Source organism: Alkalilimnicola ehrlichii (assembly GCF_003399765.1).
Lineage (GTDB): Bacteria > Pseudomonadota > Gammaproteobacteria > Nitrococcales > AK92 > AK92.
The window spans coordinates 100,021-113,088 of record NZ_NFZV01000007.1; the positions used below are offsets into that span (position 1 = coordinate 100,021).

Below are 13,068 nucleotides of genomic sequence, written 5' to 3' on the forward strand. Positions count from 1 at the left end.
AAAACGATAACGTACCAAGCGTTGGATAGGTGCTTACCAGCCTAATGCATCCTTAGCCTTGGTCGCGGCTAACATCTGACTCAGGCCATAACCGCTGGCCCAAGACCCATACTGATTCATCCATACTTCCGGCGATACAAAGACCGGCTCCTCCTTTAACCCGAGCAAGCCGTTTACCTTATCGGCTAGATCGACAACCGGCGCGCCAGCCTCGGTAACCGCTAAATAACTTTCTCCGGGAAGGCCTTTTTCAAGCACCAGTGCATACAGGACAGCCAGTGCGGATTGCTCCACCAATGGCCATGTCGCATCACGCGCAACCGGCAACCGCACCCGGCCCGTCTCTTGGGCGTCCTCAAGCAATATAGGGGGCGCCCCACGCCTGCATCGACCACATTTGCCGGATGCACGACACAGGCCTCAACGCCATCCAGTCTGACAACGCGCTGTGCCGCCTCGGCCGCCCATCGCCACTCCGGCGGCGGATCATAGGGCGCGGTTTCATCCAGCACTCGTCGCGAGTTACCGTACAGCCAACCGCCGCCGGTATAGAGTAAGCGCTTCCGGCCTGAGCCGGCCGCGAACGTTTCGCTCAATGCGGCCAATAGGTTCGCATCGGTTAAGGCCATATCCGCATCGAATGTGGAGGCTAGATGAATCACCGCATCGTAACGAGCAAGCTGCCCCAGCCAAGCGGCCGGCTTTTTGATATCGCCAGCCAGAGGCGTAGCGCCTAAAGCCTCCGCTTTTCCATACTCCTAGCGGAGCGACACAAAACGCCGACCCAAGCCCCCCGTTGATGTAGCTCGCGCGTCACTTGGGCACCGATCTGCCCCGTCCCCCCCAGCACCAACACCTTCAAGATCGTATCTCCTCGTTAGCACCCGCTCGCCACGCCGCTGCCGACAAGCGGAACAAATAATGCCGTCGCAGGGCATGCCCCGCCGGAATCGCTGGGTGCTCAAACACCCCCGCAGCTTGCATCCCCAGCCTTCGCATCACGCGCCGAGAGCGCTGGTTGCTAACGGCCGTGAACGATACGATTTCATCGAGCCGTAACTCATTAAAACCAATCTGCAGCGCAACTTTAGCCGCTTCCGTAGCCAGCCCCTTGCCCCAAAAAGGGTAAGCCAGCCGCCAACCCACCTCGACACAAGGCGAAAACGGCAAATCCGCCGCCGGCGTATGCAAGCCGACAAAACCGATAAATGTATTGCTGGCCTTCTCCTCCACCGCCCAAAAGCCCCAACCGCGCTCTTCGATCAAGGCTCGGCAGCGCTCGGCCATGGCATCGCTTTGTGCCCGATCCAAGCGGTTGGGAAAATGCGCCATAACCCGCGGGTCGGCATTCAGTTCGGCAAATGGCGCAAGATCGCTTGCTTGCCACTGCCGCAAATATAAACGGGCACTCTCATGAGGCATTTTTGTTTACGCAAAACTCCAGGGCCTGTTGGACATAGTCTTTGACGTACTTACGGCTAATATCGTCGCGGTCGCGTAGTTTAATGTGACGTCGGTATTTACCCTGCCCCTCTAACACCTGATGCCGGTCGACTAACGCATGCCCCTCCGGCAACTCGACCGATACATGCTTTGCGTAGGCGAATACGCCACAAAAGGGTTCTCGCTGCAAAAATAATAACCCGCCGTACTTCACCTCCTCCGTCGCCTGGGGGCTCAATTCGAAGACGATGGCACGCAATTGCTGTACCAGCTCGTACCGAGCCTCGTCGGTCGCGCGAATATCGTCGAGTAATCGATCGATCCGTGACATATTTTCCTCGCTTCTGGCTCTTGCATACACTTATTCACTGCGCATGAAAAACTTAAACTCATCGTAAACTTTATAACCAAGGCGACGATAGACGGGCGCACCAAACGAGGTCGCTTGCAAGGTCACTACCTTCGCACCGCGAGCGAACCCCGCATTAGTCGCCAATGCAGTGCAGAGGCCGGCAAGTCCTTGCCGCTGCGCCTCCGGTGTCGTACCGACCCAATACACCCCGGCGCTTTGTCCGCTGTGTAGGGTCAACGCCGTCGCCAGCGGCATGTCGTTCCGGTAGGCGACAAACCCAGTAACGTTGCGCGTCAGTAAGCGCTCGGGATACTCGAAAAAGGCTGCCACCTCCTCGCCGGGCAAATCGAGCAAAGCATACGCCTTCATACACACCGAAACGGCATCCGCCACATGCTGTGTTGTCGCGAACCGCTCGACGCGCACGCCTGCCGGCGGCGTCGGCTCCACTGCCGGCTTCTCAATCAACATACACGGAGAAGCAACTCTTTCGACAAACCCCGCCTCCCGCAATACAGGTTCCAACCCTTTGTCCTTACCCCGCGTGATAAAGGAGTAGTGGCGCCGATGCGCCGCGAAAAACCGCTCGGCCTGGGCAAAGGCATCGTTTGGGCGTAACGTCGCGTCAAGCCGCAGCGCACAGTTGCGGTAAAGAATGGGAAACGGCGTATTCCCTGCCATCAGCAAAACACCGTCGTCCTCCCGATAAGCGACACAAGCCTGCCAATCGGCATGCTGACGAAACGACTCCACCAAATTTTCGTCGGCTAACAGCGCTGCGGCGTCCGAGGTCGCGTCCATAGAAGAATCACTCATGCTTTCCATGCCCCTTCTTAGTATTGTCTTTGCGTGCTCTTGAAATGTTGGCGCTCAGTTCCTCACTACACGAGATAAGTTTAGGAGAGAACGTATGCTGCGAACGACTCTGCTTTTGTGCTTGGGATTATTGATAGCGGTAACCGCAACAACCCCTATCGCCGCTACCGAGCCCGTCCCTCCAGACCCCACCGTTCGCGCCGAGCGAGAAGCGTATCGGCAAGATATGGCCGAGCAGATTGCTAACTGGCGCCAACGCGTCAGGGCGCTAGCCGAGCAAGCCGAGGAGCAACCGGAAGAATTCGAAGAAGTACATGTTATCGCCGTGACCAACGCTTGGCGACAACTTAACGAAGACTTCGAGTCGCTGGAACAAGCGCCGGCCCCTATTTGGGATGCCGCAAGAGAGGAAGTTGACGACGCCTATGCAGCCCTGGTCACCGCCTGGGAAATTGCAACCGCCGACCAAGAGCAAGCGCAACGGTAGAGCGAGAGCCTACCGCTCTCTTTAAGAAGGCTTTGTAACGCCTTGTATTTGAAGGGATAGACATTCTTGGCAGGCGAATAAGCACCGCATATTCGCTATGCTCGTCGACTTAGCCTAGACGGCCGCCGACAGGCCAGGAAAAACTATCGCCCCGCTTCAAACGGGGCGATAGGTCAACCTTTCTGCTAACCGCACTTAGAATCGCCGCAGCTCAAACACGTCATGCAGCCATCCATCATTACCACGGCCTGAGTGTTGCACTTACTGCACAGCTGCGCACCGTCAGGGTATTCGCCCTTAAGCTCACTCTTTTCACTTGGTTTGAGGTCCGGTTTATTTGCCGACCACTGATTCTCGAACTCGGCACGCTTTTGTTCGATGAACGCCTTTTGGTGCTCGTCCATCTCATCATCCTCGATCATGCCGATATAGCGCAAATGCTGCTCTATACAATCGCCGATTTCAGCGACCAGGGAAGGCATGAACTTACCGCCGCGTTTGAAGTACCCGCCGCGCGGATCGAACACCGAGCGTAGCTCTTCAACCAAAAAGGTGCAGTCGCCGCCTTTACGAAATACGGCAGAGATAATCCGAGTCAGCGCAACGATCCACTGGAAGTGATCCATATTCTTCGAATTAATAAAAACTTCGAAGGGACGCCGCACCTCGTGATCGGTACCCGGATTGAGCACTACATCATTGATCGTCACGTAAAGGGCATGCTCGGAGAGCGGGGTTTTGACCTTGTACGTCTGTCCCACCAACACTTCCGGCCGCTGGAACAGCTCATGCATTTGTTCGATCTGCTCCTCGGAAGCGGCTGCCGGCTCCGGCTTGTCTTCACCCGGCTTTACTACATCGTAACCGACGATCTTCTTGGAAACTTTTATAGTCATATAGGCCCCGCCCTTGAAACAAATCCTTGGAGAAACGGCTAATGGCGGCTTAATGTACACCAGCTTAAGCTGATTCCCTACGCCTCCGCGCCGCGACGCGAGGAGATTTTGCCGACCGCCCTGGATAAACGGCAAGTATAACACACTATATGGGGCTTCCTAGAGCACAACACTACCATATGTAGAAAGCCTATTAGCCGCTCATACCTCCTCCTGCGATGTCCGCGACCGCGGCCAGTCCATACGCAGCAACTGGACCAGCGGCGCTCGCTCGTCCGCAATCAGCACATCCGCCAGGGTGTAGCGATCTAACACCGAGAAGAAAGCCTCAAGCGCTTCGGCCAGCACGTTTTTTAATCGACACGACGGGGTGATAACGCACGCATTATCCGGCCCGAAGCATTCCACCAAGGTCAAATCCTGCTCGGTAGCCCGTACCAGTTCGCCGATATTGATTGTTTCCGGAGCGCGCCCTAAGCGCACCCCGCCGTTCTTCCCCCGCACTGTGCCCAAATAGCCCTTACGGTTCAGCTCATGGACCACCTTCATCAAGTGGTTCTTAGAAATGCCGTAACTATCGGCAATCTCGCGTATGGTACTAAGCTGTTCGCCTTTAAGCGCGACGAATATGAGCACGCGCAGGGAATAATCGGTATAGCGAGTAATATGCATGATGCCCCTCGTTCACCCCGGCCGGCCATCGGCACGGGGACGACTGAGAATCGGCCAGTACAGGACGACAAAGAGTAGAAATGCGAGACTCCAGGCGCCTCCGCTCAAACTAAGGCCTAACTGGTAGTCGAGCAGGTCGGTGGCAGCCAACAAACGTAACCCGGCGGCAATATTAACCGCTAGGTAGATCAGCACACCCCAGCGGACCAGATGTAACGCCCGCCCGGTATGTCCCACCGCGACCCGCGTCATCACCCCGAGGATCAAAACGCCGGCGGCACCTACGCCCATCGCATGCAACCAAATGCTGGCCGGCCAGTTTAAGAATGGCGTTAGCCCCTTCAGCACCAGGGCTACCACCAACCAGAGATACCCCAGGTGCAGAATCCACAATAGCGGTTCCCGACGACTGAGCCACCCCGACCACTGCCAGAGCCGCACACCATTGACCAATGCAGCCGCCAGTGCAACCAAACCGCCTACCCAAGCATAAGCGATTATTAAATCTGCTGGAATCATCAGGGCGGTGACAATCAAAACCCAGCGGTCCAAACGCTCCGAACGATGCACCTGAGCCGGATCTTGGCCCTGCATCCTTAACCAATTGGCGGTAAAAGCCGGCGTTATTCGACCGGCTATAATCACCATTAACAGTGTGATCAGGTTGAACGCGAGCGTCTGCCCTAACACCGCGCTCATCGCCCACCCCATGAACTGCAAATGCATCAGGGTATTCGCGACGGCAAACAGCAGTAACACCGCCACCAGCAAGTAGTTGCGTCGATTACCGTAACGCCTCAGCACCGTACCGGCATAGAGCGCTACCGCCAGCAAAAAGCTGATATCCACCACGGCCACCAGAGCGCTGGGCAAGTAGCCTGTCAGCCACATTGCCACCCGTCCCGCCAACCAAAGCAGCAACAAGGCAAGCAGCCCGCCTCCCTTCAAAGGCGGTGCTCCGGTCCAGTTGGTCATCGCCGTTAATAAGAAACCGGCGATCGCGGCGGCAATAAAGCCGAACAGCATTTCGTGAGCATGCCAATAAACCGCGTGTCCTCCCAACGGCAACGGCCAGCCGCCATAAAGAAAACCAAGCCAAGCGACGATGCTAACGGCGGCATACACGCCTGTAAGCAGGAAGAAAGGACGAAAGGGATACGCTAACAGCGGAGGCGGTGATTGCGTCATCATATTGTACTCCGAGGGCGGTACGGCGACGGCCGCGTACAAACGAAACCGCCGACGCATAAAAACAAGCCGGCGGTGCCAAGCAGCAGCCATCCTGGCGCTCCGGTCAACCATAAGATTGCCCAACTACTCGCCAACAGGGCAACGGCGAGCTTCTTTGCCCGTAACGGCACCGCCCGCTCTTCGCGCCAAGCACGCAAAACCGGGCCAAAGCGAGGGTGTTGGCGCAACCAACGATCAAGCCTTGGCGAGCCGCGAGAAGCCGACCAAGCGGCCAATAACAAAAATGGCGTCGTCGGCAATAACGGCAATATGACGCCCGCCGCCCCTAAGGCAATGCACACGTAAGACAAGCACAGATAAGGCACGCGACGATGTAAAGCAGGAACCAGCTCAGACATGGTCGACCTCCTAGTCTTCATTAAGATTCATTTTACATACATTTTTATCGCGTTCTTGATTCCGATCATTACAGCTTGCTCCCGATAGCGAGAGGATCTTCAGCAACCCCTAAAGATTCATTTAATAAGAATCTTTGTGGCGACAGCTTTTCATTCCACTCAAGGAGGCTCATTCATTATGAACCCAACCAAGCGATTATGGTGGATCCTCGGGATCCTCTTTGTCGCCTCCTTCCTAGCCTTAGGGCTGATAGGCGGCGAAATCTACCGTAAAGCGCCCCCCATGCCCGAGCAGGTGGTCAGCGAAGACGGTACCCTCCTCTATACGTTGGAAGAACTTCAAACCGGCCGCCAAGTTTGGCAAACCACCGGCGGCCAACAGGTCGGCTCGGTGTGGGGCCACGGCGCCTATCTAGCGCCTGACTGGACAGCCGACTGGCTCCGTCGCGAAGCGGAGGCCCTGCTCAATATCTGGGCCCGCAACCAGCACGGCATGGACTACCGGGAACTGCCGAGCGAGACCCAGGCTGGCTTGCGCGACCGCCTAAAGGCGGAGATGCGCCACAATAGCTATAATCCGGAAACAGGCATTATTACCGTATCACCGGAGCGTGCCGAGGCCATTCAATACGTCCACCGGCATTATCGCGACTTATTCGGTAACGCGCCGGAACTGGCCGAACTGCGCGAGATGTACGCCATCCCGCACAATGCACTGCCCGACGAAGGACGCCGTGAATTACTTCCCGGATTTTTCTTCTGGTCCGCGTGGGCGGCAACCACCAACCGGCCCGACTCCAACATAACCTATACCAGCAACTGGCCGCCGGAGCCTTTGGTCGGCAACTCCCCCACCCCGGGCACAGCCATGTGGTCGATGGCCAGCATTATTCTTCTGCTGGCCGGCATCGCCGCCCTGGTGTGGTACTACGTCGCCACCCGGCACGAAGACGAGCTGCCCAAGCCGCCGGAAAACGACCCGCTACTCGGCAAGCAACCGACGCCGTCGATGCGCGCCACGGCAAAATACTTCTACACCGTCGTTGCCTTATTCCTAGCGCAAATGACGCTGGGAGCGATTACCGCGCACTACGCGGTCGAAGGCCACGGCTTCTTTGGCTTTCCGCTCGCCGAGTATCTCCCCTACTCCGTTGCCCGCACTTGGCACACGCAGCTGGCCGTTTTCTGGATTGCCACGGCGTGGCTGGCTACCGGCTTGTATATCGGGCCGCTAGTTTCCGGCCGTGAACCTAAATACCAGAAGCTAGGCGTCAACATTCTCTATGCCGCCCTGGTATTCGTGGTAGTCGGTTCCTTAGCCGGCGAGTGGCTCGGAGTGCATCAATTCTTCTCCCTGGATGCCAACTTCTGGTTCGGCCATCAGGGTTGGGAGTACGTCGATCTGGGTCGCTTCTGGCAGATTCTGCTGTTTATCGGGCTCATGCTGTGGCTGGTTCTCGTCGGCCGCGCGCTATGGCCGGCCCTGAAACAACCGGCCGACAACCGTGCCTTGATCCTGATTCTGTTCTTATCGACGATCGCCATCGGCTTGTTCTATGCTGCCGGCCTGATGTGGGGCAAACACACCCACCTGTCGATGGTCACCTACTGGCGTTGGTGGGTCGTTCACCTCTGGGTGGAAGGCTTCTTCGAAGTGTTCGCTACCGCCGTCATTGCACTGATCTTTACCCGTATCGGTTTGATCCGCGCTAAGCTGGCGGTGGATGCGACCTTGTTCGCCACGATCATCTTCCTGTTCGGCGGTATTCTCGGTACCCTGCACCATCTCTACTTCGCCGGCACGCCGACCTCGGTGATCGCCATCGGCGCCATGTTCTCGGCGCTGGAAGTCGTCCCGCTGGTGCTGATCGGTTTCGAGGCCTACGAGAACCTGCGCTTGCGTAAAGCCGCGCCCTGGGTGCAGCGCTACCGCTGGCCGATTCTGTTCTTCGTCGCAGTCGCGTTCTGGAACCTGGTCGGTGCCGGGCTGCTCGGCTTCCTGATCAACCCGCCGCTGTCGCTGTACTACGTACAGGCGCTCAACACCACGGCGGCGCACGGCCACGCGGCGCTGTTCGGGGTCTACGGCATGCTTGGCATCGGGCTAATGTTGTTCTGCCTGCGCGGCATGACAGTCGATGCCGCTTGGCGCGACCACCTGCTCAAGCCGGCCTTCTGGCTGTTTAACATCGGCCTGGCTGCCATGGTGTTCCTGTCCCTGCTCCCGGCCGGCATCTACCAGGCCTGGGCCAGCATCACGGAAGGCTTGTGGTATGCCCGCTCGCCAGCGATCGTGCAGTCGGACCTGATGCACTTCTTCGTGTGGCTACGGGTACCGGGGGATGTGATCTTCGCCGCCGGCGTGTTGGTCCTGGCTTGGTTCTCTTTCCTCCTCTGGAAGGGCAGCCGCACCAGCCAGCAACCGCAGCGCCCGGTCACGGCCCCAGCGCCGCGCCCGAGCAGCGAACCGGCAGCCGCCACTACCGTTGCCTCCACAACCCATCAGTAAACTCAACTGAAGCAGAACGCCCGCAGCGCGGGCCGTTTTTTTATCTCATGCGTCACATGCCGGACGACGTCACGGCCCGGCAAAGCCCCATTGTCCATTGCCCCAGCCATGGCAAGCAAAGCGCTGAGGCGAGCAGGCGGATCGATATTAGCGGAGTATTCCGCTCCCCGAGCCGGCTAACTTATTTAGCCTAATCCGCTGCCTTGGGCGCGCTGAGAGCCTTACTGTAGTAACCCGACGGGTCAAAACAGCAAACCCGTCGTTTACCCGACGCTAGCATGTCGCAGGCATCGCTAATCCGCTTCACACGCGTTTTGGCCTGCTTGGCGGAAGTAATCCAATGAATCCAGTCCAAGCGCGCGATAGTGGTAGTATCTTCCCACACAGCCCGAGCCTCGGGCGACGCCGCCAAAGCCTCCTGCAGGTCGGACGGCATATCGGGTTCAGGCTCTTGCGCCACAGACATGAGCTCAAACGATGCCTCGTCGCCGATATTCGCACCTGCGGCCTTGAGCAACTCCTCGTTAAGCTGCAACCAGTGACTCAATTGGCCATCCGGCTCAAGCGTGGCCCGGAAAGCATGGCCGTTGATGCTACCCTCTACCGTCGTCCTCCCTCGTCTAGGGAGCTTAGCGCTAACGTGCTCGGGCAAAACGACAAAAGCCCAAAGGCTATCGCCGCCCGGCTTTGCCGGCCGAAGCAGTTTGGCCTTGAACCGAGATCTCGTATCGCTCGCTGTCATTTCACAACCCCACCATTTCCCCTCACGCTAACACAGAAGTTTTCTGCGGCCGCTAGGCCAGCGGCTCCACCGACGTGTTATGCCTATTGCCAAAGCCGTAGTCCCGCTCAACTCTCGCGACACGCACCTTGTACTGGCTGTACCACTCGCTTTGGCCGCGACTTTGCGCCTCGCGGTGCTCAAGGTTCTGCTTCCACTGCCCGATAGCGTCCTCGCTGGCCCAGTAGGAAACCGTGACGCCAAGGCCGTTCTCCCGCACCGACTCGACCCCGAGAAAACCAGGCTGCTCGCGCGCGAGTTCCAGCATGCGCTTCGCCATCTCTGGGTAATCATCATCTACATGAGTACGCACAGACGTAAAAATCACAGCGTAATATGGAGGTTCGAGGGTCTCCGCGATGCTGATTGCTTCTGACATTACTCTCTCTTCCGCCCTTTGGCAGGACATAACGCCGAACATGAAGGCGGGCCGCGCCTCGTTGCCGGCGCACGGGATCGGCGGCATGCTCATAAACCCTGCTATCGGCTGGGTACCGTATAGCTCTTCTTCGGCAAAAACAGCAATACGAGAATAGGAATAATCAGAATGCTTAACGCGCCCCAAAGATAAACATTGCGGCCTCGCTTCTTAGCGATAAATGCCGATAGCCCAATTAAAGCACCGAAGAAAACCAGATCCTGCAGCAAAGCGGTAACGAATGGATTCATCGCAGAAACTTCCTTAGTTCTTATTGTTGAACAATCGCCTCATCCAACAGGCCGGCCCCACACAGCGGCGGCCCTACTTCGCCAGAAGGACAAGAGGATTGCTCAGCGCTTCCTTAACGACTTGACATGACAAGCGGGTTGTCTTGACTCCGTCTCGAACCCGCATGTTCCTTAGCACCAACGACGGCATGCCCCTTCATCGAACAGACGGATGAGCAGAGATGAGCAGGACAGCCACACGATGTAACTGTAGCTCATCAAAAAGCTCCACGGCTAGAAACTGGCGTATTGTTTGCGCGCCGCTGAAAAACAGACTTTGTCACATCGATGCCGATGAGCTTTACTGACATAGTGGACGTCTCCCCTTCGTTTGGCTTTGGGGTGTAATCCAAAAGCCTGGCGCGCCGCGACGCCGTGTGAGGGGGAGGCGTCCACCTTCATCGCTTACTCCCCCATTCAACCGCTCACACGATACAGCAGCGCTTCTACTGGCTGGGTGGCTGGCTGGGTGTCCTCCTGTTTCCTGTTTCGACGAGCTTACGCCGCGCTGCGGACCCGGAACACCCGCGAGCTTTCTTCCAGCGAGCGTGCTAGGCGTGCCAGCTGCTCGCTGGAGGCTGCGGTTTGATCGGCGCCGCTGGTAGTTTCCAAGGCGATGTCACGAATGGCGACGACGCTGTGATCGATCTCTGCGGCGACCGCACTTTGCTCCTCGGTGGCACCGGCGATCTGGAGGTTCATATCCTTGATCTGCGCCACCGCCTGCACCACGTTTTCCAGACGCTCGCCGGCACCGGCGGCCAACTCTGCCGTTTGCCGGCAATCGCGCTGACTGATCGCCATGGCCTCGGCAGCACCGCTGGCCTCGGTCTGCAGGTGCTCGATCACGGTACGGATCTCTTGAGTGGATTCGCGGGTGCGTACCGCCAGGGTCCGGACCTCGTCGGCAACGACGGCAAACCCGCGCCCGGCACCGCCGGCGCGGGCAGCCTCGATGGAGGCATTGAGCGCCAACAGATTGGTCTGCTCGGTGATACCGTCGATGATGGCGACCACACTGCCGATGCGGGTACTCTGCTCTTCTAACTGGCGCACCACGTCTGCCGCCCGGGCGATTTCGCCGGTTAAGTGCTCCATAGCCGCAAGCATCTGCTGCACCCCCTCGCGGGTAGCCAAGGTCTCCGTATCGGCCTCCTGGGCCTTTTGCGCTGCCTCCTGGGCCAGGCGGGCGATCTCTTGCACGGTCGCGCTCATTTCGTTCATCGCCGTCGCCACCTGTTCCGTCTGGCTTTGCTGACGGCCGATGCCTTGACTGGTCTGCTCGCTGACCGCCGCCAGCTGCTCGGCCGGGGAGGCCAACTCCAGCGCCGATTGTTTGACCTCGGCGACCACCCACGAAAAGCGTTCCAACATCTCATTGAGGGCAGCGGCCATCTCGCCCAGATCGTCCGCAGCCTCGTCTTCGGCACGCAGGCCTAAATCCAACTCTTTGCGCACCCGCCGCATCAGCATACGCAGGCGGTTAACACGCACGCCAATGCGATTGCTCACGCGCCAAGCGAAAGCGATCAGGGGCACGGCAAACAGCATGGCAGCAAGATTGACTGCAAAAGCACCGTGGGCAGAGCTGATCTGATCGCCGACCTCGGCGACCAATGCTGCGCCCAGTTGCTGTTGTAACTCATCCAAGGCATCGATCCGGACGCTGGCAATCTGCCACCAATGGCTAGCGCCAAGGCCATCGAACTCGCCCATCAGGGCCGTGTCGCGGGCCCGGTCGACAGCCTCCGTAGGCGCAACCAATAACTGCCGGTGCAGGCCAAGCGTCTGCTCCCCGGCCAGCCGCTCGAACAACTGCTCGTGGGCTTGCTGGCGCGACGACAGATCCTGTAGGGCGAGCCGCTGCGCCGTGCCCAACTCCCCGGCCGCCAAGGCGTTGGCCAGCAACGCCCGCTCCAGGCCGGCGGCCTCCTTGATCTCGCCCAGCGCTGCATATTGCATAAGCCCGCGCATGACCTCGGCATCGCCCGCACCCGCGGCAGCGGCCGTACCCAACCGCAGCAGCTCAAAGTTGATGCCGGTGTAGTAACCGATTACCTCGCCCAGCTCCATGCCACGGTTGACGCTGCGGCGATGAGCCTCCAGACGGCCCAAGGCCTGCTCGGCCCGGTCGATGACCTGATGCACCTCGCCATCGTAGCGACTTGCATTCTGCACCTGTAAAAACCGCGATAGTGACTCAGTGCTTGGTCTGTAGCACGCCGCTGGGTTTGCAATCGCTCCCAAGCCTCGGGCTCGCCGCCGAGATAGATGGCGGAAAGGCCGCGTTCTCTTTGTAGCTGATGCACGAGCGCGCCGGCTTTGTGGCTAAGCTGCGCCAAGGCGGCGGTTTGGGTTGCCGCCACGCGCGCGAGCTGGGCCTCGTGCAAGCGCAGCCCGGCTAACGCCAGCACTCCCAGCACCAGCGGCGCAATGAACAACAAGAGCTTCCAACGGATATCGAGGTTATGGAACCAGCGCATGATGCCCCCCAAGTGCTGCGGCAGAAATGAAGTGGTAAGGGCCTTACCGGCACGGCAGTTTAGGGGACGAGGCTGTATGGCAGGTTGACCCTAATCAACCACCTTCTTGATTATGAACCGAACGGTAGGTGGGGAAGGGGTTGCAGGGTCGGGCCTGCGAAAGGCATTGATTTGGCATGCAAAGCTTACGCTGTAAGGCGTACTTCCGTCCTTGGGGCGGCCTTTTCTAGCCGGAAATAAGGGCTTTACGACTTACCGCAGCGCGCTGCCTCGCGCGTTAACCCACCCGCTTTTGCGTTTAGGTGTGCTCGCCAAGCTGCCTTTACGTCCTC

Annotated in this window: 16 protein-coding genes; 2 read left to right on the forward strand and 14 right to left on the reverse strand. The window is 58.5% G+C overall.

Annotation, left to right across the window (positions count from 1 at the left end; all coding sequences use genetic code 11):
- Positions 1–33: 33 nt before the first annotated feature.
- The 5 genes from CAI21_RS08765 to CAI21_RS08785 all read right to left on the reverse strand — a co-directional run bounded on the left by CAI21_RS08765 (position 34) and on the right by CAI21_RS08785 (position 2,611).
- Positions 34–363, reverse strand: a complete 330-nt coding sequence (locus CAI21_RS08765; RefSeq protein ID WP_116301942.1) for a Rossmann-fold NAD(P)-binding domain-containing protein — start codon at positions 361–363, stop codon at positions 34–36.
- A 370-nt stretch (positions 364–733) separates the two neighbouring features.
- Positions 734–856 (reverse strand): NAD-dependent epimerase/dehydratase family protein, encoded by a 123-nt coding sequence (locus tag CAI21_RS25890; protein ID WP_404840866.1) that lies wholly within the window; start codon positions 854–856, stop codon positions 734–736.
- Between the two features lie 2 nt (positions 857–858).
- A complete protein-coding gene (locus CAI21_RS08775) occupies positions 859–1,422 on the reverse strand; it encodes a GNAT family N-acetyltransferase (RefSeq protein WP_116301944.1) in 564 nt (187 codons plus the stop codon).
- Positions 1,412–1,774, reverse strand: coding sequence for a DUF1801 domain-containing protein (locus CAI21_RS08780; RefSeq protein WP_116301945.1), 363 nt, complete (start codon positions 1,772–1,774; stop codon positions 1,412–1,414). The genes CAI21_RS08775 and CAI21_RS08780 overlap by 11 nt, the downstream gene beginning before the upstream one ends.
- Before the next feature lie 30 nt (positions 1,775–1,804).
- A complete protein-coding gene (locus CAI21_RS08785; protein WP_147305069.1) occupies positions 1,805–2,611 on the reverse strand; it encodes a GNAT family N-acetyltransferase in 807 nt (268 codons plus the stop codon).
- A 94-nt stretch (positions 2,612–2,705) separates the two neighbouring features.
- Between CAI21_RS08785 and CAI21_RS08790 the strand changes: the two genes are divergently transcribed.
- On the forward strand, positions 2,706–3,098 hold the full coding sequence (locus CAI21_RS08790) for a hypothetical protein (protein WP_116301947.1): 393 nt from the start codon (positions 2,706–2,708) through the stop codon (positions 3,096–3,098).
- A gap of 185 nt (positions 3,099–3,283) precedes the next feature.
- Here CAI21_RS08790 and CAI21_RS08795 read toward each other — a convergent pair whose 3' ends face one another.
- The 4 genes from CAI21_RS08795 to CAI21_RS08810 all read right to left on the reverse strand — a co-directional run bounded on the left by CAI21_RS08795 (position 3,284) and on the right by CAI21_RS08810 (position 6,255).
- Positions 3,284–3,994, reverse strand: a complete 711-nt coding sequence (locus CAI21_RS08795; RefSeq protein WP_116301948.1) for a TSCPD domain-containing protein — start codon at positions 3,992–3,994, stop codon at positions 3,284–3,286.
- A 201-nt stretch (positions 3,995–4,195) separates the two neighbouring features.
- The gene (locus CAI21_RS08800; RefSeq protein ID WP_116301949.1) at positions 4,196–4,666 is read right to left on the reverse strand and encodes an Rrf2 family transcriptional regulator; all 471 of its coding nucleotides are present in this window, start codon (positions 4,664–4,666) and stop codon (positions 4,196–4,198) included.
- Positions 4,667–4,678: 12 nt separating this feature from the next.
- Positions 4,679–5,857: an NnrS family protein gene (locus tag CAI21_RS08805; protein ID WP_258868076.1), complete on the reverse strand. Its 1,179-nt coding sequence runs from the start codon at positions 5,855–5,857 to the stop codon at positions 4,679–4,681.
- The gene (locus tag CAI21_RS08810; protein ID WP_116301950.1) at positions 5,854–6,255 is read right to left on the reverse strand and encodes a YbaN family protein; all 402 of its coding nucleotides are present in this window, start codon (positions 6,253–6,255) and stop codon (positions 5,854–5,856) included. Before CAI21_RS08810 ends, CAI21_RS08805 begins: the two co-directional genes overlap by 4 nt.
- Positions 6,256–6,433: 178 nt before the next feature.
- On the opposite strand from CAI21_RS08810, the gene CAI21_RS08815 reads away from it, so the two are divergent.
- Positions 6,434–8,764 carry a nitric-oxide reductase large subunit gene (locus CAI21_RS08815; RefSeq protein ID WP_116301951.1) on the forward strand — a complete coding sequence of 777 codons (2,331 nt, stop codon included), beginning with the start codon at positions 6,434–6,436 and terminating at the stop codon, positions 8,762–8,764.
- Between the two features lie 190 nt (positions 8,765–8,954).
- On the opposite strand, the gene CAI21_RS08820 is transcribed toward CAI21_RS08815, so the two are convergent.
- From CAI21_RS08820 to CAI21_RS25895, 5 genes are all read right to left on the reverse strand, one after another.
- Entirely contained in the window at positions 8,955–9,506 is a 552-nt protein-coding gene (locus CAI21_RS08820; protein WP_116301952.1) for a YdeI/OmpD-associated family protein, read from the reverse strand.
- A 52-nt stretch (positions 9,507–9,558) separates the two neighbouring features.
- Complete coding sequence (locus CAI21_RS08825) at positions 9,559–9,924, reverse strand: antibiotic biosynthesis monooxygenase family protein (RefSeq protein ID WP_116302038.1); 366 nt, start codon at positions 9,922–9,924, stop codon at positions 9,559–9,561.
- A 101-nt stretch (positions 9,925–10,025) separates the two neighbouring features.
- Positions 10,026–10,214: a hypothetical protein gene (locus CAI21_RS08830; RefSeq protein ID WP_116301953.1), complete on the reverse strand. Its 189-nt coding sequence runs from the start codon at positions 10,212–10,214 to the stop codon at positions 10,026–10,028.
- Between the two features lie 537 nt (positions 10,215–10,751).
- Entirely contained in the window at positions 10,752–12,401 is a 1,650-nt protein-coding gene (locus CAI21_RS08835) for a methyl-accepting chemotaxis protein (RefSeq protein ID WP_404840867.1), read from the reverse strand.
- Entirely contained in the window at positions 12,308–12,736 is a 429-nt protein-coding gene (locus CAI21_RS25895) for a nitrate- and nitrite sensing domain-containing protein (RefSeq protein WP_147305070.1), read from the reverse strand. Before CAI21_RS25895 ends, CAI21_RS08835 begins: the two co-directional genes overlap by 94 nt.
- Between the last annotated feature and the right edge of the window lie 332 nt (positions 12,737–13,068).